Source organism: Streptomyces plumbidurans (assembly GCF_019857225.1).
GTDB lineage: Bacteria > Actinomycetota > Actinomycetes > Streptomycetales > Streptomycetaceae > Streptomyces > Streptomyces plumbidurans.
The window spans coordinates 278,764-297,314 of record NZ_JAFJSY010000006.1; the positions used below are offsets into that span (position 1 = coordinate 278,764).

18 protein-coding genes are annotated in these 18,551 nt (G+C 71.5%); 10 read left to right on the forward strand and 8 right to left on the reverse strand.

The genetic code is table 11. From position 1 onward, the window contains the following. Positions 1–18 precede the first annotated feature (18 nt). Both JYK17_RS05785 and JYK17_RS05790 read left to right on the forward strand, forming a co-directional pair. On the forward strand, positions 19–726 hold the full coding sequence (locus tag JYK17_RS05785) for a response regulator transcription factor (protein WP_222809909.1): 708 nt from the start codon (positions 19–21) through the stop codon (positions 724–726). Further along, on the forward strand, positions 723–2,549 hold the full coding sequence (locus JYK17_RS05790; protein WP_222809910.1) for a sensor histidine kinase: 1,827 nt from the start codon (positions 723–725) through the stop codon (positions 2,547–2,549). The genes JYK17_RS05785 and JYK17_RS05790 overlap by 4 nt, the downstream gene beginning before the upstream one ends. A 70-nt stretch (positions 2,550–2,619) precedes the next feature. On the opposite strand, the gene JYK17_RS05795 is transcribed toward JYK17_RS05790, so the two are convergent. Together JYK17_RS05795 and JYK17_RS05800 are read right to left on the reverse strand one after the other, a co-directional pair. Beyond that, the gene (locus tag JYK17_RS05795) at positions 2,620–2,868 is read right to left on the reverse strand and encodes a WhiB family transcriptional regulator (RefSeq protein WP_128804084.1); all 249 of its coding nucleotides are present in this window, start codon (positions 2,866–2,868) and stop codon (positions 2,620–2,622) included. A 119-nt stretch (positions 2,869–2,987) separates the two neighbouring features. Further along, complete coding sequence (locus JYK17_RS05800) at positions 2,988–4,202, reverse strand: saccharopine dehydrogenase family protein (protein ID WP_222809911.1); 1,215 nt, start codon at positions 4,200–4,202, stop codon at positions 2,988–2,990. 167 nt (positions 4,203–4,369) lie between these two features. Here JYK17_RS05800 and JYK17_RS05805 point away from each other — a divergent pair, with 167 nt between their 5' ends. Next, on the forward strand, positions 4,370–5,074 hold the full coding sequence (locus JYK17_RS05805; protein WP_108012889.1) for a TetR/AcrR family transcriptional regulator: 705 nt from the start codon (positions 4,370–4,372) through the stop codon (positions 5,072–5,074). 92 nt (positions 5,075–5,166) lie between these two features. Here JYK17_RS05805 and JYK17_RS05810 read toward each other — a convergent pair whose 3' ends face one another. After that, entirely contained in the window at positions 5,167–6,078 is a 912-nt protein-coding gene (locus tag JYK17_RS05810) for a LysR family transcriptional regulator ArgP (RefSeq protein ID WP_234547349.1), read from the reverse strand. Between the two features lie 66 nt (positions 6,079–6,144). On the opposite strand from JYK17_RS05810, the gene JYK17_RS05815 reads away from it, so the two are divergent. Beyond that, positions 6,145–6,762: a LysE/ArgO family amino acid transporter gene (locus JYK17_RS05815; protein WP_128804086.1), complete on the forward strand. Its 618-nt coding sequence runs from the start codon at positions 6,145–6,147 to the stop codon at positions 6,760–6,762. 122 nt (positions 6,763–6,884) lie between these two features. Further along, the gene (locus JYK17_RS05820) at positions 6,885–8,180 is read left to right on the forward strand and encodes an MFS transporter (RefSeq protein WP_222809912.1); all 1,296 of its coding nucleotides are present in this window, start codon (positions 6,885–6,887) and stop codon (positions 8,178–8,180) included. Positions 8,181–8,544: 364 nt separating this feature from the next. On the opposite strand, the gene JYK17_RS05825 is transcribed toward JYK17_RS05820, so the two are convergent. From JYK17_RS05825 to JYK17_RS05835, 3 genes are all read right to left on the reverse strand, one after another. Further along, positions 8,545–8,997: a cyclic nucleotide-binding domain-containing protein gene (locus JYK17_RS05825; protein ID WP_222809913.1), complete on the reverse strand. Its 453-nt coding sequence runs from the start codon at positions 8,995–8,997 to the stop codon at positions 8,545–8,547. 301 nt (positions 8,998–9,298) lie between these two features. Beyond that, positions 9,299–10,786 (reverse strand): aminotransferase class I/II-fold pyridoxal phosphate-dependent enzyme, encoded by a 1,488-nt coding sequence (locus JYK17_RS05830; protein ID WP_222809914.1) that lies wholly within the window; start codon positions 10,784–10,786, stop codon positions 9,299–9,301. Positions 10,787–10,838: 52 nt separating this feature from the next. Further along, positions 10,839–11,060: a hypothetical protein gene (locus JYK17_RS05835; RefSeq protein WP_108012894.1), complete on the reverse strand. Its 222-nt coding sequence runs from the start codon at positions 11,058–11,060 to the stop codon at positions 10,839–10,841. A gap of 264 nt (positions 11,061–11,324) precedes the next feature. Between JYK17_RS05835 and JYK17_RS05840 the strand changes: the two genes are divergently transcribed. The 5 genes from JYK17_RS05840 (at position 11,325) to JYK17_RS05860 (ending at position 14,611) form a co-directional block, all read left to right on the forward strand. Continuing rightward, positions 11,325–11,768 carry an ATP-binding protein gene (locus JYK17_RS05840; RefSeq protein ID WP_108012895.1) on the forward strand — a complete coding sequence of 148 codons (444 nt, stop codon included), beginning with the start codon at positions 11,325–11,327 and terminating at the stop codon, positions 11,766–11,768. A 180-nt stretch (positions 11,769–11,948) separates the two neighbouring features. Then, positions 11,949–12,800: a SigB/SigF/SigG family RNA polymerase sigma factor gene (locus JYK17_RS05845; protein ID WP_108012896.1), complete on the forward strand. Its 852-nt coding sequence runs from the start codon at positions 11,949–11,951 to the stop codon at positions 12,798–12,800. Positions 12,801–12,831: 31 nt separating this feature from the next. After that, complete coding sequence (locus JYK17_RS05850; protein WP_108012897.1) at positions 12,832–13,068, forward strand: DUF5133 domain-containing protein; 237 nt, start codon at positions 12,832–12,834, stop codon at positions 13,066–13,068. Positions 13,069–13,270: 202 nt separating this feature from the next. Further along, the gene (locus tag JYK17_RS05855; protein ID WP_108012898.1) at positions 13,271–14,110 is read left to right on the forward strand and encodes a DUF1206 domain-containing protein; all 840 of its coding nucleotides are present in this window, start codon (positions 13,271–13,273) and stop codon (positions 14,108–14,110) included. A gap of 72 nt (positions 14,111–14,182) precedes the next feature. After that, positions 14,183–14,611, forward strand: coding sequence for a hypothetical protein (locus JYK17_RS05860; RefSeq protein ID WP_108012899.1), 429 nt, complete (start codon positions 14,183–14,185; stop codon positions 14,609–14,611). Positions 14,612–14,677: 66 nt separating this feature from the next. On the opposite strand, the gene JYK17_RS05865 is transcribed toward JYK17_RS05860, so the two are convergent. Next, positions 14,678–16,921 carry an FUSC family protein gene (locus JYK17_RS05865; protein ID WP_108012900.1) on the reverse strand — a complete coding sequence of 748 codons (2,244 nt, stop codon included), beginning with the start codon at positions 16,919–16,921 and terminating at the stop codon, positions 14,678–14,680. A gap of 78 nt (positions 16,922–16,999) precedes the next feature. After that, positions 17,000–18,376: an NAD(P)/FAD-dependent oxidoreductase gene (locus JYK17_RS05870; protein WP_108012901.1), complete on the reverse strand. Its 1,377-nt coding sequence runs from the start codon at positions 18,374–18,376 to the stop codon at positions 17,000–17,002. Between the last annotated feature and the right edge of the window lie 175 nt (positions 18,377–18,551).

Below are 18,551 nucleotides of genomic sequence, written 5' to 3' on the forward strand. Positions count from 1 at the left end.
CCATCTAGGATCCGCCGCGTGTGCGCACATGTACTGGTCGCCGAGGACGACGAGATGCAGGCCGAACTCATACGCCGTTCCCTGCTGGCAGAGGGCCACACGGCCACCGTGGTCCACGACGGCGCGGCCGCGCTGGACGCCGCCCGCAGGCTACGGCCCGACCTGGTCGTCCTCGACCTCATGCTGCCCGTCGTCGACGGCTTCGGGGTGTGCCGGGTGCTGCGCGGCGGCGACCGGTCCGGGGCCGACATCCCCGTGGTGATGCTCACCGCACGCTCCGAGGAGGACGACGTCCTGCTCGGGCTGGAACTGGGCGCCGACGACTACATGACCAAGCCGTACAGCCCGCGCGAGCTGATGGCCCGCATCCGCACCGTGCTGCGGCGCAGCGGCCGGGCCGTCGACCTGCGGGAGGATCCCGTCGTACGGGCGGCAGGGCTCACCGTCGACCCGGAGCGGCACGAGGTGCGCTGCGACGGCGAACCCGTGGAGTGCACACCGGCCGAGTTCCAGATCCTGCTGGCCATGGTCGCCGAGCCGGAACGCGTCTTCTCCCGGCGGCAGTTGCTGCAGTGCACCCACGGCTTCGACCGGGCGTCCACCGAGCGCGCCATAGACGTCCACATCATGAACCTGCGCCGGAAGATCGAAGCCCACCCGCGGCACCCGGTGCGGCTGCTGACCGTGTTCGGGGTCGGCTACAAGCTCAGCGGCGGCCGTCCGTGAAACGCCGCATCCCGCTGCGCAAGCGGCTGCTGGTACGGCTGCTGATCACCTCGGCACTCATCGCGGTCTGCTCGGTGGCGGCGACGGCCTGGCTGGCGGTGGAGACCACCACCCGCGCCCTGCGCGAGGAACAGGGACAGGACCTCGCCGACGACATGAAGATCCTGGCCGAGCTCAGCGGCTACGCCGCCACCCACCCCCAGTGGAACGGCGTCCAGCCCGTCGTACGGCACCTGGCCGCGCGGACCGGCCGGCGCATCGCGCTGACCACCACCGACCGCACCCTGATCGCGGATTCCGCCCGCAAGGGCACCGCCCTGCCGCTCGGCGCGGCCGCGACCGTCGACCCCCTGCACAGCGACACCTACAGCGAGACCGGCGCACAGCTCAGCGGGATCGACCCCCGAGCGGTGGGCCCGTACAAACTCACCGCACACGAACGCCGCACGCTGCAGACCATCGCCGAGAAACAGCGGTCCTGCTACGCCCGCTTCAGCATCGACACCCGGATCGAGATGACGCCGAGCGGCCGCCCCGCCATCCTCGACCCGGACGGCACCGCCGCGTCCGACTACATGCCCGAGGAGTGCGGATACGGACAGCTCGGCGTGCCCACCCGCACCGAGAGCAAGGCTTTGCGGGCGCTGACCGAGGGTGCCCGCGGCTGCCTCAAGAACCACGGCCTCGGCTCCGACGAGCCGCTCTACCTCATGCTCAACCCCAACGCGGCGGCTCCGTCGAGCAGATACGTCATCGCCAAGTACGCCAAGATGGGCGACTCCTCGGCGATGAAAACCGTACGCAGCTGCACGGACGACGCGCTGCGTGCCCAACTCGACCCCTACGTCGCGCCCGTGGCCGAGCTCTACCTCGGGGACGACGAGACCACGCCGCCCCGCTTCGACATGTCCCCGGCCAACAAGGCCAAGATCGTCGGCGCCGCCGGGCTGGTGCTCGCCATCACCGTCGTCGTCACGGCCGTCGTCGCCACCCGCCTCGTACGGCCCCTGCGCGCGCTGACCGAAGCGGCCCAGCAGCCGCCGGACATGCATGTGCGGGTGCCGGTGACCACGCGGGACGAGACCGGCATCCTGGCCGAGGCGTTCAACGACCTCACCGAGCGCCGCGAACGCCTGGAGTCCCAGCGCAGGGCCATGGTCAGCGACATCGCGCACGAACTGCGCAGCCCGCTGACCAACATCCGCGGCTGGCTGGAGGTCACCCGGGACGGCGTCGTCGACCCGGATCCCGCGCTGCTGGCCTCCCTGCACGAGGAGGCGCTGGTGCTCCAGCGCGTCATCGACGACCTCCAGGATCTCGCCGCCGCCGACGCCGGCACCCTGCGGCTGCACCGCGAACCGGTGCGCGCCGACGAGCTGCTGGACCAGGTCGCCGCCGCCCACCGCGTCGCCGCCGACGCGGCCGGGGTCACCGTACGCACCGAGGGCGACGGCGCGGCCTGGCTCGACGCCGACCCGGTGCGCATGCGGCAGGCGCTCGGCAACCTGGTCTCCAACGCCCTGCGGCACACACCCGCCGAAGGCACCGTCACCCTGGCGGTACGCCGCGACGGCGACGAGGTCGTCTTCACCGTGGCGGACACCGGCAGCGGTATCGCGCCGGAGGATCTGCCGCATGTCTTCGAACGGTTCTGGCGGGCCGAGAAGTCGCGCAGCCGGCGAACCGGCGGCAGCGGTCTCGGCCTGCCGATCGTCCGTCATCTGACCGCAGCGCACGGCGGAACGGTCGTCGCAACCTGCGAACCCGGCTCGGGCGCCGTGTTCACCCTGCGCATACCGAGCGCCCCGGCACCCGAGGGCTGAGTTCGTTCAGCCCCGAGTCCGTGGTGTCAGTGGCGTGCGTCGGCGGTGTCGGTCGTACGCATCGCCGTCGTCAGGTGCGTGCGTCGGCGCGTTGCCGCTGCCGCAGCGCCCGCCGTTCGGTCTCGCTCGTGCCGCCCCAGACACCCATGCACTCCGTGGTGTCCAGCGCCCAGCGCAGACACCGCTCCCGGACGGGGCAGCGCCGGCACACCGCCTTGGCCTGCTCGGTCTGCATCAGCGCCGGGCCCGACGTGCCGATGGGGAAGAACAGGTCGGGGTCCTCGCTGCGGCACGCGGCCCGGTCTCGCCAGTCGTCCATCAATGTCACCTGCGATCGAAGTCGTACGTGCCCTCGCCGATGGCTTACTCGATTGCGGGTCACCTGTCGATGCGTGTGTGAAACAACGGAGTCCTGGAGAACGCCACGGGCCCTTCCGGTCACTGCTCCCGCATACCCCACGGGGAGCCGTACGCGGTGAGCAGTTCGAGGAAGGGACGCGCCGGGAACGCCTCGGGACCGAGCACGCCGGAACCGGACCAGGCGCCGGTGGCGACCAGTTCGAGGGCGACGACCGGGTTGACGGCCGTCTGCCACACCACCGCCTGGCTGCCGTACTCCGCCATGGACCACTGGTTGTCCACCACGTGGTAGAGGTACACCTCGCGCGGCGCACCGTCCTTGGTGCCCCGCACCCAGGTGCCCGCACAGGTCTTGCCGTGCATGCGCTCGCCCAGCGTCGCCGGATCGGGCAGACACGCGGCGACGACGTCCCGGGGCGAGACCGCCACGGCGCCCGCCGCGCTCGGCACGGTCACCGGGTCGGTGCGGTCGAGCCCTACCAGATGCAGCGTCCGCAGCGTCTCGATGAACTCCTGTCCCAGGCCGTACTTGAAGGTGACCCGGCGCGCCTTCACCCAGCGCGGCACGAGCAGCACCTCCTCGTGCTCGACGTTCACGCACTCCACTGGGCCGATGCCCTCCGGGAAGTCGAACACCTCCGGCTCGCTGAACGGCTCCGTGGTGAACCAGCCGCGGTCGGACTCGTAGACGACCGGAGGGTTCAGGCACTCCTCGATCGTGGTCCAGATGCTGAAGGACGGGGCGAAGTCGTAGCCGTCCACGGTGAGGTTCGCGCCGTCGCGGACGCCGATCTCCTCGATCTCGTCGAAGAGTTCGTCGGCGGCGAACCGCGCGAAGACGTCCGAGAGACCGGGCTCCACACCCATGCCCACCAGAGCCAGCGCGCCCGCCTTCTCCCACTCCTCGGCCTGCGCGAACTGGTCGTCGCCCAGCTTGACCCCGCACTTCTCGTACGGCTGCTCGCCGTGCGGGTGCGACAGGGACATCGCCATGTCGAGATAGGTCGCACCGGCGCTGCGTGCCGCGCGGAACAGGGGCATCACGAAGCGCGGGTCGGTGGCGTTGAGGAGCACGTCGCACCCGTGCCGACGCAGCAGCTCCGCCACCGCGGCCTCGTCACCCGCATCGACACGCTCGGCACTGAAGCGGGGGTCGTCGAGGGCGGCTACGGCCGCCTCGGCGCGCGCCGGGTCGTAGTCGGCGACCACCATCGCCGCGAAGAACGGCCGCCGGGCGGCGATCCGGGTGATGGCGGTGCCGACACCGCCGGCGCCCACGAGCAGTACACGCATGACAGATCTCCCTGTCCTGAGGATCGACGTCCTGAAAAATCTACGTTCTGTGGATCGACGTTCTGTTGATCGATGACGAGGGGCCCCGCTGGAGATACAACGCGGCAGGTCGATTAAGGTCAATGGCGTTGGCATAAGGCGAGAGCCGGGGGACGGGAGGCGGTGTCGTGCCCAAGCCGGTGGTGCCCGAGGAGAAGCGGCGCAGGCGCCGGCCCACCAAGAGCGGCACGGTGCTGTCCGAGGCGCTGATCGTGGAGACCGCGCTGCGCATGCTGCGCGAACACGGCAGCGCGGGCCTGACCGCACGCCGTCTCGGCCTCGCCCTGGACGCCGATCCGAGCACCCTCTACCGCTACTTCCGCGGCATGGACGACCTCACCCTCGCCATCGGCGACGCGCTCATCGGCCAGGCCCTCGACGGCTGGGCCCCGACGGGGGACTGGCGGGCAGACCTGCGCGCCGTCGGCCTGCGCATCCACGCCGCCTACCTCGCCCACCCGCAGGCGGCCGTACTCACCACGAGCCGGGTCAGCGGCCGCGCCAACGAACTGGCCGCCGACGAGGCCGTCCTGGAGGTGCTGCGCTCCGCCGGGTTCCCGACGGCGGACACGGTCCGCATCTACCACGCCTTCATCGACCAGACCCTGGCCTTCGCCGCCCTGGACGCCGCCCCCCTGACCCTGCCGAGCGCGGCACTACGCGCCGACGAGGCCATCTGGCGCTCCACCTACGCCCGCCTACCCCCCACCACCCACCCCCGCATCGCCGAAGCAGCCCCCCTCCTGGCAGCCCACATGGTCCGCAGCGCCTACCCCACAGCCCTGGACATGCTCCTGGACAGCGCAGCAGCACAACTGGATGCGCTGCGGTGACCTGCGGGTTCTGGGGATTATGCCGATCGTCGGTGGGCTCGCCCGCGCCGGACGCTGTCTTCGCCGGGCCGGGCGGCCCGCAGCCGCAAAACTCACCCTCCCCGCAACGCTCCCTCCGCCGCACTGATCACAACCTCCGCCACCACAGCCAGTGCCGGGGAGTCGAGTTTCCACTGTTGCCAGTACAGGGGAACGTCCACAGCGTGCTCGGGGGCGAAGCGGATCAGGTGGCCGGTGCGCAGGAGGGGTTCGGCCTGTACTTCGGGGACCAGGCCCCAGCCCAGGCCGGCGGCCACGGACTGGACGAAGCCTTCCGAGGTGGGCACGTAGTGTCGCTCCGGGCTTGCGCCGGTGCGGTCGTGGCGCAGGCGGCGGACGAAGCTGTCCTGCAGGTCGTCGCTGCGGTCGAAGCCGACCGTGGGGGCGGTGGCGAGGACTTCGCGCAACGGTCCGTCGAGGTGCTCGCGGGCGAAGTCGGGGTTGGCGACAGGGACGTAGCGCATCCTGCCCAGGGCGCGTACGGAACAGCCCGTCACGGGCTCGGGCGACGACGTGACGGCGGCCATCACCACGCCCTCGCGCAGCAGTGATGCCGTGCGGGTCTCGTCCTCCCGGCGCAGTTCGAAGCAGAGCCGTGGCTCATGGCGTACCTGGGTGAGCGCCGGGAGGAACCAGGTGGCCAGCGAGTCCGCGTTCACCGCGATCGAGACCCGGGTCGCCTCCCCGGCGCCGCTCATGCCGAGCTCGGTGCGCGCGTCGCGCTCCAGGCGCGCGAGTTGCCGGGCGAAGCGCACGACGATCTGGCCCGACTCGGTCGGCCTGACCGGCTTGGTGCGCAGCAGCAGCACCCGCCCGGTGCGCTGCTCCAGCGCCTTCACCCGCTGGCTGACCGCCGACGGCGTCACATGCAGCGCCGCGGCCGCCGCGTCGAACGTCCCCTCGTCCACCACCGCGAGGAGTGTGCGCACCTGGTCGAGGGGAAGCTCCGTCAACTCTGTCTTCACGAGAGCTAAGGATACGTAAGAATCTTTAGCTGTACGTCAGGACTCCGCGTCCTTAGCGTCAATGGCATGACGAACGCCCTGACCACCGCCGCCGCCGGATTCGGCACCGGCCTCTCGCTCATCGTCGCCATCGGAGCCCAGAACGCCTTCGTGCTGCGCCAGGGCATCCGCCGCGACGCCGTCCTCGCGGTGGTCGGCATCTGCGCCCTGTCCGACGCGGTGCTGATAGCGCTCGGGGTCGGCGGGGTCGGCGCGGTGGTGGTCGCCTGGCCCGGGGCGCTGACCGTGGTCGGCTGGGTCGGCGGCGCCTTCCTGCTCTGCTACGGCGTTCTCGCGGCCCGCCGAGTGCTGCGACCCGGCGGCGACGGCCTGCGCACCGAGGGCGACACGACGGGCTCGCGCAGACGGGCCGTGCTCACCTGTCTGGCGCTGACCTGGCTCAACCCCCACGTCTACCTCGACACCGTCTTCCTGCTCGGCTCGATCGCCGCCGACCGCGGCGCGCTGCGCTGGACGTTCGGCCTCGGCGCGGCCCTCGCCAGCCTGTGCTGGTTCGTGGCGCTCGGCTTCGGCGGCCGCGCGCTCGGCCGCCTCCTGGCCCGGCCGTCCGCCTGGCGCGTGCTGGACGCTCTGGTGGCCGCGACGATGATCACGCTCGGCACTCTGCTGGTCGTCAGGGCGTGATCGCGGGGACGTGCCGGCCGGGGCCGGGCGTCCAGCATCCGGTCACGCGTGTCCCGAACTGCCGGGCGGTGCTGCGATAGTGGAGCTTGAACCGATAGATGTAGCAAGCAACCAGGACGGTCGTGGACACCAGCGAGAGCAGTACGGAACCCAGGACACCGGACCCCGTCGAGGTCGAGGCGCCCCGGCGTGGCTGGCGCCGCTGGGCGATGGACACCCGCCCGCTGAGCATCCCCGCCTACCGCCGGCTGTGGTCCTCGACCATTGTCACCGCCGTCGGCAGCCAGCTCACCGCGGTCGCCGTGCCCAAGCAGATCTACGACATCACCGGCTCCTCGGCGTGGGTCGGTGCCGCGAGCCTGGCCGGTCTGGTCCCGCTGATCGTCTTCGCGCTGTGGGGCGGCGCTATCGCCGACAGCATGGACCGCCGCAAGCTGCTGCTGATCACCAACACCGGGATCGCCCTGACCTCGCTGCTGTTCTGGCTGCAGGCGTTCACCGGCCTGGAGTCGGTGGCCGCGCTGATGCTTCTGCTCGCGATGCAGCAGGCGTTCTGGGGCCTCAACGCCCCGGCCCGTACCGCCTCGATCGCCCGCCTGGTGCCCGAGGCCCAGCTGCCCGCCGCCAACGCCCTGGGCTCGACCGTCATGCAGACCGGCCAGGTCGTCGGACCGCTGCTGGCCGGCGTGCTGATACCCGTCATCGGCCTGCCCGAGCTGTATCTGATCGACGCCCTCGCGCTGTGCGTGACGGTGTGGGCCGTCTACAAGCTGCCCGCGCTGCCGCCACTGGCCGGTACCGCGGCGCGGGCCGGGGTCCGCGCCATCGTCGAGGGCTTCCGCTACATCTCCATGCACAAGGTGCTGCTGCTGTCCTTCCTCGCCGACATCGTTGCGATGGTCTTCGGCATGCCCCGCGCCCTGTTCCCGCAGCTCGCCTCCGAGACCTACCGCCCCTGGGGCGAAGGGCTCGCGCTCGGCCTGCTGTTCGCGGCGATCCCCATCGGCGCCGTGCTGGGCGGCCTGTTCTCCGGCACCTTCTCCCGGGCCCGCCGGCACGGCTGGATGGTGATCGGCGCGGTCGTCGCCTGGGGCGTCGCGATCACTGGCTTCGGGCTCAGCGGCAACCTGTGGATCGCGACCGCCTTCCTGGCCCTGGCCGGTGTCGCCGACATGGTCTCGATGGTCTTCCGCGGGGCGATCCTGCTGTCCGCGGCCACCGACGAGATGCGCGGCCGCATGCAGGGCGTGTTCACGGTCGTCGTCGCGGGCGGGCCGCGCCTGGCCGACGTGCTGCACGGCACCGCGGGCTCGGTGTTCGGACCGCGCACGGCGGTCGCCGGCGGCGGCGTCCTCGTGGTCGTCGTGATGCTGGCGCTGGCCGCGGCGGTCCCGGCACTGCGGCGCTACCGCATCTGACTGCCGGCGGTCCGACTCCGCGCACGCGATCGGCCTCCGTGCACGCGGTCTGACTCCGTGCACGCGATCGGCCTCCGTGCACGCGATCGGCCTCCGCGCACGCGATCCGACTCCGTGCACGCGTTCCGCCTCTCCGCACGCGATCGGCCTCTGCGCACGCGGTCCGACTCCGTGCACGCGATCGGCCTCTGCGCACGCGGTCCGACTCCGTGCACGCGATCGGCGTCCGTGCACGCGGTCCGACTCCGTGCACGCGATCGGCGTCCGTGCACGCGGTCCGACTCCGTGCACGCGATCGGCCTCCGCGCACGCGGTCTGACTCCGCGCACGCGATCCGACTCGCCCGCAGGCGTCGCACGCGTCCCTACAGAGTGCTGCGCCCCCGGCTCGCGTGTTCCATGAGCTTGCCGCGGGTGGTCTCCAGGCGGTGCGCGAGGATCTCGGCGACGCTGCGCACCAGCGACAGACCCAGCTGGGTGTCCTCCTCGCACAGCCGCAGCACGGCCGCGGCGTCGAACTCGTAGGCCCGTACGGGGCTGAAGGCCTCCGCGCCGAAGTCCCACTCGTGCGGCGGGAACAGCCAGGACCAGCCCAGCAGATCGCCCGCGCCGAGGCTGGCGACGGTCACCCGCTGCAGCGAGTTGACCTGCTGGCTGAGGGAGACGGCGCCCGAGCGGATGACCCAGAAGCGGTCGGCCCTGCCTCCCGCCTCGAAGATCCTGGTGTCCTCGGGGAAGGAGACCTCGTGCGCGAGCGTCATCAGGCTCTGGCGCTGGGGCGGGGGGAGGGCGGTCAGCAGTTTGATCGCTTTGGTCATGACGCGGGGCTCCTCGCCGACGATCGGTTGCGGTGCTTTCCCTACGCCCATTTCAGCCGCTGTCCAGGCCCCGGGCACCTCGGCGGACGGCAGTTCCCGCGGAAAACGTCCGTGAAACTCCGGAACACGCGGCCAGGTGCCCGATGGGCATGAAAAAGCCCTGGCTGGACGGGGGAGACCAGCCAGGGCCGTTGGCGGTGGCGTCGGAGGACGTTACGGTCGACTCCGTCACCACGTATGGATGAACGCTAAACCATCAACCTGACTTTTGGGTAACCGGAAGCCGGTTACGTGACCTGTTTCACTTTGCGGCCCCTTGATCGGACGCCGTCACCCTGATCGTGGCGAGCTTCGGATCGGTCGGATCGGGCAGGTTCATGCCCGCGTCCAGGCCGGTGCGCAGATACCGCAGCACCGGGGTGGTGAGCCGTTCGCCCGGCAGGACGGCCGGGATCCCGGGTGGATACGGCGTGATCATCTCCGCCGCGACCCGACCGGAGGCCTCCTCGACAGGCACGTCCTCGGTGGGGCCGAAGAAGGCGTCCCGGGGGAGCAGGGCCTGTTTCATGCGCAGCTCGGTCGGCGACGGTACGTCGACCCGCGGGCCGGACGCGAGCTCAGGCGCGGCCTGAGCCAGATCCTTGAGTGCGTCGAGCAGTTCACCGGCCGTGCTGCTGTCGTCGGCGTGCGTGATCTGCGCGCCGATGCGGCGGTGGTCGACGATGTGGGCGTCCACGGCCCGGTTGTCCCGCAGCCAGTCCGCGGCCCGGAACCCCGTGATGCCGAGCCCGGCGATGTCAATGATGACCGGCAGCGGGTCGAAGTCGTCGGCCAGGCCCTGGCCGACGAAGTCGTCACGGTCGTAGACATGCATCCCGTCGATCTCCTCGATCGAGGCCCGGACCCCGGCCGCGAGGTCCAGTGCGGCGCCCATGAGTTCCCGCCCGTGCAGGGCCATCTGGCGACGCCAGCCGTCCATCCCGGCGTGGATCAGCACAGACGGGCTGGTGGTGCCCAGCAGGTCCGCCCGCGTCTTCAGCATATCGGCCGGCACGAGATCCCCGCGCCGGTGGAAGACGGAACCCTGCTCCAGTCCACTGCCCATCTTGTGGATGCTCGTCACGCAGACGTCGGCGCCCGCGTCCATCGCCCAGCTCGGCAGATCGGGGTGGAACGGCAGATGGGCACCCCAGGCCTCGTCCACCACCAGGGGGCGCGAGCGCCGGTGGCAGACCTCGGCGATCGCCTCCAGTGCCGCGCAGGCGCCGTACGGCGTCGGGCTGGTGACCAGCGCGCCCTTCGCGTCGGGATGGGCGTCGAAGGCCGCCTCGAAGGCCTCGGGGGAGGGAGGGTGGGCGATATGGCGTTGCGCGTCCCAGCGCGGCTCGACCCAGACCGGCTCGATACCGGCCAGGATCAACCCCGACACGACCGACTTGTGGGCGTCCCGCCCGATCAGCAGCTTCTCGTGCGGCCCCGCGACGGACAGCATGGCCGCCTTGACGGACAGCGAGCTGCCGCACGTGGTGAAGAACGTGTCCTCGGCGTGCACCGCGTCGGCCATCAGCTCCTCGGCACGGTCCAGCACCCGGCCCCGGGTGAGCCGGTCGTCCAGTCCGCCCGACGCCAGCACGTCCCCGAGGAAGACCGCGTCACCGAGCACCTCGCGCACGGCCGGGTCGGCGCCGCGTGCCTGTTTGTGGCCCGGCGGCGTGAACGCTAGCCGCTCGCGGCGGTGGTACTCGACGAGGGCCTCCAATACGGGCGCACGGTTGTGATCTGTCACCATGCGCACCCGGGTTCCCGCCCGGGGGAGAGCCAATCGGCGACCCGGCCGGACGTCAGTCCTGTGCGGCGGATGCGCCCGGTGTCACGATCTCGTCCAGCACCCTGAGGACCGCTTCGTAGGCGACGGTGCGCACGGCGGCCTCGCGAGCCGCCTCCGGGTCGGTCGCGCGCAGGCCCTCGCCGCGTGCCCGCCATGTCTGCTCCTCCTGCCGGGCACAGTCGCGTGCGCGCTGGATGCGCCGAAGCAGCTCGTCCGAGTCCACGACATCCGTCATGAGGTTCGCCTACCCGCGTTGTGCGACGTGATGGGCGCCAGTTTGCGTATGCGGTGGGAGGTTTGGCAGAGCCGGTGCAGGTGAGCCGAACAATGAAGCCCGCGGTGCTCGCGCGGCGTTCGTCACAACGACCGCGAACGAGCGGGGGATTCGCGTGTCCGTGAGGTCGACGCCCGGACACGAAGGCCGCGGGCGGGACCGGATCCGGCTTCGCTTGCCCCGCATGAGGAAGCCGGCTCACCAGCGAAGACAGGGAGCCAGGCGATGTGCGAGGAGCACGGAACCGAATCCACCCTCGGGCGACCGGGCGCGCGGCGGACCGTCCCGTCGGTGGCGTGCAATCCTGCCGACGCGCGAAGGGCGGTCGAGCGAGCGGTCAGCGAACGCTGCCGGACCACCCGCACCCGTTGCGATCCGGACGCTCTCGACGACGCCATGCTCGTTGTCTCCGAGCTGACGACCAACGCGATCCTGCACGGCGGCGGCGTCACCGACCTCCGCGTCGACGTCCTCGGCAGCGGCGTGCGTGTCTCGGTGTGCGACCGCAGCGACCGGCTGCCCGTGGCCAGGGATGCCCTGGACCTGAGGCGACGTCAGCGGATGGGCGGACACGGCTGGCCCATCGTGTGCCGGCTGGCCCGCGACGTCCGCGTGACCGGGCTGCCCTCGGGCGGCAAGTGCATCACCGCCGTGATCGCTCTGCACTGACTGTTCCATGCCATTTCGGCATATGTGTTTGGCACCGCGGGGTGAGGGCATACGGAGGTTCGTGCTTCGGACCGGAGGCGCGCCAGCGGGAGCGGTACTGCTGCCCTGGGCCTTTGTCGGTCCTGGCGTCCTCCCTCCCGCGGTAAGTCCCTGACCCCCCTCGTTCAGGAGCGATTCCGCATGCTCATCGACACGTCGGCAAGCACCCCCGGCACGCAGGCCCGCACGGCGACCCACAAGGGGCGGCGGCACGACGACGCACCGGACACGGCCCAGCTCTTCGCCCGTCTCGCCACACTGGAGAACGGTCCCGAGCGGGACGCGGTGCGAGACGAACTCACCAGGGCCTGGCTGCCCATGGCCCACCGGATCGCCGGCCGCTTCCGCGACCGCGGCGAGTCCCTGGAAGACCTGCGGCAGGTCGCCGCACTCGGCCTGGTCAAGGCGATAGACCGGTTCGACCCCGAGCGGGGAGCCTTCGAGAGCTACGCCGTGCCCACCGTCACCGGCGAGATCAAGCGGCACTTCCGCGACCGGATGTGGGCCCTGAGGGTGCCCCGCCGGGTGCAGGAACTGCGCAACAAAGTACGGGTGGCCCGCCGCGAGCTCATCCAGACCCCGGGCGCCCCCGAGCCCACCCCCGCCGACCTGGCCGCCCACACCGGGCTCACCGTGGACGAGGTGAACGCCGGCCTGGAGGCGCTCGAAAGCTACAGCACCCTCTCGCTGGACGCCGAACTCTCCCGCGAGGACGACGGCTACAGCCTCGCGGACACGCTCGGCGCGTCGGACGTCTCGTACGACACCGTGATCGACCGCGAGTCCGCCAAGGAAGGCCTGCGGCACCTGCCCGAACGCGAACGGGCGATTCTCTACATGCGCTACTTCGAGGACATGACGCAGAGCCGGATCGCCGACCGGCTCGGCATCTCCCAGATGCATGTCTCCCGGCTCATCAGCCGCAGCTGCGCCCGAGTGCGCGCCGAGGCACTGGGACAGCGCAGCCGGCGCGCACGGACCACCGAGGCGTGAGCCACCCCGACCGAAACAGGAGGACCGGACGATGCTGATGCCTCATCCCGCCGTCCTGCGCAGACTCGTCGAGGAGTACGAGTCGGCACGGGCCGAGGACGCCGAGACGGGAGCGGGCCGGGCGAGCCCGCGGGCACAGGACCTCGCCTACACGCTGTGCGTGTCGACCGGCACGCGCGATGTGCGGCAGGCGCTGGAGATCGCACACGGAATGCTGGCGGCCACGTCCGAGGCGCCGGCGGAGGCGAGGCACCTCGGAGTTCCGTGACCGGGCAGGGCGGCGGCGCGGCGGACCCCGGCACGTGGGTGCCGGGGTCCGCCGCGCCGCCGCCCTGATCACGAAGAAACACACGGGCGGACACGTCACGCGGTGGACCGCCGTTTGCGGGGCACGAGTATGCGCAGGACATGACGGCACTCCGGAGTGCTCGGCTGACGGCCGGACGCATCCGGACAGGGGGAGGACGCACATGAACGCGAGTGCCATGGCGCGGACCAGCGGGCTCGAAGCGAAGAGGGCCGCACGCGGCTCGGTGACGGAGGGCGCCGCCCGGGCGGGGCTCACCGCACGTGGCGCCATCTACCTGGTGGTCGGCGTCCTCGCCCTGCAGATCGCCTTCGGCGATACCGGCAAGCAGGCCGACCAGGGCGGTGCCATCGACACCCTCGCCCGCCAGCCGCTCGGCGCCGTGCTGCTGTGGGCCCTGGGCCTCGGGATCGCCGGCATGGCGGTGTGGCGGCTGTCCGAGGCCGTCTTCGGCTCGGTCGGGTCCGACGGCCGTACGGCCCGCAAGCGGCTGTTCGCGGCCGCCCGCTGCGTCTTCTACGTGGTGGTCGCCTACTCCGTGCTGACGTTCGCGGCCGCCCCGCACGGTGGCGGCACCGGATCCAGCGACCAGCGGTCCCGCGACATCACGGCACGGGCCCTGGGCCTGCCCGCCGGCCAGTGGCTCGTGGGCACGGCCGGAGCCGGCATCGTCGTGGCCGGCGTATGGATCGCCGTAGGCGCGATACGCCGCTCCTATCGCGACGAACTCAAGCTCGGCCAGATGTCCCGGTGGTCCCGGCGGCTGGTGGACGTCACCGGGGTGGGCGGCGGAGTGGCACGCGGGCTGGTGTTCACCGCAGCGGGGGCCTTCGCCGTGCGTGCCGCCGTCGACTACGAGCCGAACCGGGCCAAGGGCATGGACGACACCCTGCGCTCGTTCGCGCACACCCCGCTCGGCCCGGCGCTGCTGGCCTGCGTGGCGGCCGGACTCGTCCTGTTCGGGCTGTTCTCGTTCTCCATGGCGCGCTGGCGCCGGGTCTGATGTGTCCGGCCATCGCGCCCGATCCGCACGGGGACCGTGTCTGACTTACGCAGGATTGGGCACACGGTCCGGATGAACGAATCCGAGTTTCCACCGGACCGGCCCGTCGACCTCTACCTAGGTCTCCTGCGCGCCCGGATGGACACGGAGGACTACCGCCAGCTGCTCGGCGTGGTCGAGCCGGTCCTGCGCGCGCTGGAGGAACAGCGGCTGCCCGCCGTGGACTTTTCGCTGGAGGGCGACCAGGGGGACGGACTGTCCCAGGAGGTCCGCGACGAAGCCGCCCTGGTCATCGCCGCCGCGGTCACCGGCCGACTGGACAACGAGGTCGTCGAGATCGACCTCGGGGACAATGGTCCGGTCCGGGTGATCACCGACGCGGACACCGCCTCCGACCCCGACCGGCTGGGCGAGATCGCCGACTACATCCGGGCCCGGCACCACCAGGACGAGGAGCTGCGTGGCATCGCCGAGGCCAGCGGACTGCCGACCGACTTCTGAACCCGGCAGGCGCACACCGGGCGGGGACGGCCACCGCATGAGCGTTGGTAACCGATTGGGCGTCGGTCACCGCTTGGGCGCCGCCACCGGCACCTTCAGCGGCCGGGCCAGACCCACCACCGCCTCGTCCAGGCGCTGCAGATGCCTGAGCACCCGGTCGGTGATACGGCCGTAGCGCGAACTGCCGGGCGCCTCGGTCTCCAGGAGGGCGGCGATGCTCGCCCCCGTCTCGATCTCGACGGCGGCGTTCTCGTCCGCGACCCGCGCGGCGATGGACCCGATGTTGCGCAGGATGCGCCGGCCCGCCCGCCGCAGCCGGGGATCCGCGGCGATCGATGGATGCGTCGGCAGCAGCTCGGCCATCGCGGCCAGCGAACGTGCGTGGTACGCGGCCGTCTCCAGAAGCGCGACCAGATAGCGCGCGGTGTCGCGCCGCGCCCGCATCGGCGTGACCGGGTGGGTCAGCGGCTGGGTGGCCGCACGCAGGTCCGCCAGCGCCTGGTCCAGGTCGCGCGCCTTGTCGAGCAGTTCGGCCGGGTCACCGCCGCTGAGCTGGTCCACGGCGGCCTCGGTGACATCGGCGAGCCGGTCAAGCACGGTGACCAGCAGGTCGTTCGTACGGCGGTCCGTGTGCACCGGCAGCACGAACGCCGCCGCGATGATCCCGCAGGCCGCGCCCAGCGCCGTCTCCTCCACCCGCAGCACCAGCACCGACAGGCTGTAGGTGTGCAGCAGCGTGTAGAGCACGCCGAGCGCGGCGGTGACGAAGAAGGACATCAGCGTGTACGACAGCGGTGCCGTGTAGAACATCGCGAACACGCACAGCAGAACCAGCGCGAACGCCGTCCAGGTGTGGTGCCCGACCAGGGCCGCGAGCAGCAGCCCGGCCACGACGCCGAGCACGGTGCCCAGCAGTCGCCGGTAGCCCTTGACGAGGATCTCACCGGTCGAGGCGGTGTTGATGAACACGATCCAGCAGGTCAGCACCGCCCAGTACCAGCGCTGACTGGACAGGAACTCGCCGCCGACGATGGCCAGTGACGACCCCACGGCGACCTGCACGGCCGCGCGCGTGGTGGGCCGCTCCAGCCTCTCCTTCGGCTCCCCGGCGGTCGCCTCGCTCGCGTCGATCGCCGCATCCTCGGCGTCCAGCTCCTCACGTGAGCGGGCCGTCGAGGGGGTGTCGTCGGCGTCGTCCGGCGCCGCGCCGAGCGCGATCCGCAGCCCGAGCACCGCGCGGGCGGCCTCGCCGATGCCGCGGAAGACGTCCTGGACGGCGGAGGAGGCCTTCGGCAGGTTCTCCTCGTCGCGATAGCCCAGGAGCCGGTTGCGCAGCTGCGCGAGGCCGGCGCCGGTGCTCTGCGCGAGGGGCCGCAGCACCAGCAGCCGCAGCGCCTCCAGATCCCGGCGCAACGTGGCGGTCGCCTCGTCGCCCACGGGCAGCCGGCCCGCGGGCGGCACGGGCGCGCCCGGCAGATGCAGGGTCAGCGTGTCCGCCCGCTCGGCGCTGCGCGCGTTCAGCAGCAGCAGTCCGAGACGCTCGGCGGCGATCTCCGCGTCCGCGACACGGCGCTGCACGAGCCGGGCCGTGGCCGCATCGGCGGTGCCCTCCTCGAGCCGGCCCTGGATCATCATGGCCGTGTCGTGCAGACGCGCGGTCCCGTCGCGTACGTCCGCGAGCGCCTTGTCCATGTCGTCCGGCCCGGCGTCGAGCAGGGCGAGCTGTGCGGTCACCAGTTGCGCGAGGCGGGCCCGGAAGGCTTCCCGCAGGCGCTCCAGGATCCCCGCGGGCGTCTCGGGCACGAGCGCGAAGCGCACCGCCGCACTGCACGCCACGGCGACGGCGACGACTCCCCACAGCGTCGGCAGCGTCGAGACGGTGGCGCCGACGAACAGGGACATGAAGTAGACCTGGAAGCCGACCAGCCCCAGCGCGGTGCCCCGGTCGCCGAACCGCCGGACGTAGACGGCGCAGAAGATGAGGACGACGAAGAAGAGGTCACCGCCGACGACGCGTGAGTGCAGGACCGCGGCGAGTGACACGGAGGCCAGCGCCACCGGCAGGCCCAGGGCCAGCGTGACGGCCTGCTGGTTGCGCTGCTTCTCCCGGATGGCGAAGGTGCAGACCATGGCCGCGATGGCGCCGGCGACCAGCAGCCGTACACCGGCCCCGAACACGGAGAGCACGGCGAGCGTGAGGGCGATGGAGCCCACGGTGCGCAGGCCCGCGGCCAGCCGCAGCAGTCCGGGATCGGACGCCGCGACGAGATCGCGCAGCCGCGCCCGGACCGACCCACCCGCTGCCCTCACGCCGCCGTACTCTCTCCCGCGTCACATCATGATCCGGCTTTCAGCATCGCATGACGCGACCGGGGCGTGCGCACCGGCTCACGCCTCCTCGTGCTCCGCTCCCGCGACATGGCCCCGCACCTGTTCCGGCGTCATATAGGCGTCCGTGAACTCGAAGTCCTTCAGCCGCGCGGCCTTGCGGGCCTGGAATCCGGTACGGACGAAGTCGTCGCCGGCGACCGCGTTGAGCAGCCAGTTGGTCATCACCCGCGTCTTGGCGACGTTGGTGCGCAGGGCCGACCAGTGGTAGCCGCGCGCGACTGCCTGCGCGGGCACACCGCGCAGCTCGATCCCGAGCGGCTTGGAGACGGCGTCCTTGCCGCCGAGGTCGACGACCAGTCCGAGGTCCTTGTGGACGTACGGGGTCAGTGGGTGGTTGCGCAGGGTCGCCACGACGTTGTCGGCGACGTGCGTGCCCTGCCGCATCGCGTGCTGGGCCGTGGGCGGGCAGATGGCGCCCTCGTCCCCCTTGGCCTCGTCCGGCACGGCCGCGGCATCACCCAGGGCGAAGACACCGTCCTGGCCGGGCAGGGTCATCTCGGCGTTCACCGCGAGCCGGCCCCGCACGGTCTCCGCGCCGAGCGTGGCGATCAGCGGGCTCGCCACGACACCTGCGGTCCAGATCAGGGTGCGGGTGGGCACCACGCGGCCGTCGGTGAAGGTGACCTCCTCGGGGCCCGCCTTCGCGATGGAGACGCCCAGGGAGACGTCGATGCCGCGGCGCCCCAGGATCTCCTGCGCGCTGCGGCCGAGCTTGTCGCCCAGCTCCGGCATCAGCTTCGGGGCGATGTCGATGAGATGCCACTTGATCAGCCCCGGGTCGATACGGGGATAACGCTTGACCGCCGCGTGCGTCAGCTTCTGCAGACAGGCGGCCGTCTCGGTGCCGGCGTAGCCGCCGCCCACCACCACGAACTGCAGGCGCGAGGCGCGCTCCGCCGGGTCGTCGCTGGCGTCGGCCAGGTCGAGCTGGGAGATGACGTGGTCGCGGATGTAGGCGGCCTCGGCAAGGGTCTTCATGCCGTACGCGTGCTCGGTGAGCCCCGGGATGTCGAAGGTGCGGGTGATGCTGCCGGGGGCCAGCACGATGTAGTCGTAGTGCTCGTTGATGATCTGGTCCGTGATGGTGCGGATCACGCACACCTTGGACTTCAGGTCGACGCCGATGGCTCCGCCCGGAATGATCCGGGTGCGGTACCTCTTGCTCCGGCGCAGCGATACGGCGATCGACTGGGGCGTCAGCACGCCGGAGGCGACCTGGGGCAGCAGCGGCAGGTAGAGCTGATAGGAGAACGGCGTCACCAGGGTGACGTCCGCCTCGTCGGGCGCGAGTTTCCGCTCCAGCCGGCGAACGCACCCCACTCCGGCGAAACCTGCGCCAACCACCAGGATCCTGGGTCGTGTCACGGTGTTCATCCCTCTCTGCGGCTCCAGGCGGTCTGCAACCGACGCCCTTCGCATGCCCTGGATCGCTGCTTGCACCACATCGATCCCACCGTGCCTTCAGCCGTTCCGCCAGCTGGGTGCGGCAGGCAGACGAACGCGTCGAGCACCACCATGCCCTTCCCGGTACCGATACGCACCGGGAAAG

Coding starts and splice junctions, on each gene's coding strand:
- JYK17_RS05815 (WP_128804086.1), top strand. CDS start 6,145: ATGACGAACGCCCTGACCACCGCCGCCGCCGGATTCGGCACCGGCCTC.
- JYK17_RS05825 (WP_222809913.1), bottom strand. CDS start 8,997: ATGACCAAAGCGATCAAACTGCTGACCGCCCTCCCCCCGCCCCAGCGC.
- JYK17_RS05860 (WP_108012899.1), top strand. CDS start 14,183: ATGAACGAATCCGAGTTTCCACCGGACCGGCCCGTCGACCTCTACCTA.
- JYK17_RS05830 (WP_222809914.1), bottom strand. CDS start 10,786: ATGGTGACAGATCACAACCGTGCGCCCGTATTGGAGGCCCTCGTCGAG.
- JYK17_RS05845 (WP_108012896.1), top strand. CDS start 11,949: ATGCTCATCGACACGTCGGCAAGCACCCCCGGCACGCAGGCCCGCACG.
- JYK17_RS05795 (WP_128804084.1), bottom strand. CDS start 2,868: ATGGACGACTGGCGAGACCGGGCCGCGTGCCGCAGCGAGGACCCCGAC.
- JYK17_RS05855 (WP_108012898.1), top strand. CDS start 13,271: ATGAACGCGAGTGCCATGGCGCGGACCAGCGGGCTCGAAGCGAAGAGG.
- JYK17_RS05840 (WP_108012895.1), top strand. CDS start 11,325: ATGTGCGAGGAGCACGGAACCGAATCCACCCTCGGGCGACCGGGCGCG.
- JYK17_RS05800 (WP_222809911.1), bottom strand. CDS start 4,202: ATGCGTGTACTGCTCGTGGGCGCCGGCGGTGTCGGCACCGCCATCACC.
- JYK17_RS05835 (WP_108012894.1), bottom strand. CDS start 11,060: ATGACGGATGTCGTGGACTCGGACGAGCTGCTTCGGCGCATCCAGCGC.
- JYK17_RS05870 (WP_108012901.1), bottom strand. CDS start 18,376: ATGAACACCGTGACACGACCCAGGATCCTGGTGGTTGGCGCAGGTTTC.
- JYK17_RS05850 (WP_108012897.1), top strand. CDS start 12,832: ATGCTGATGCCTCATCCCGCCGTCCTGCGCAGACTCGTCGAGGAGTAC.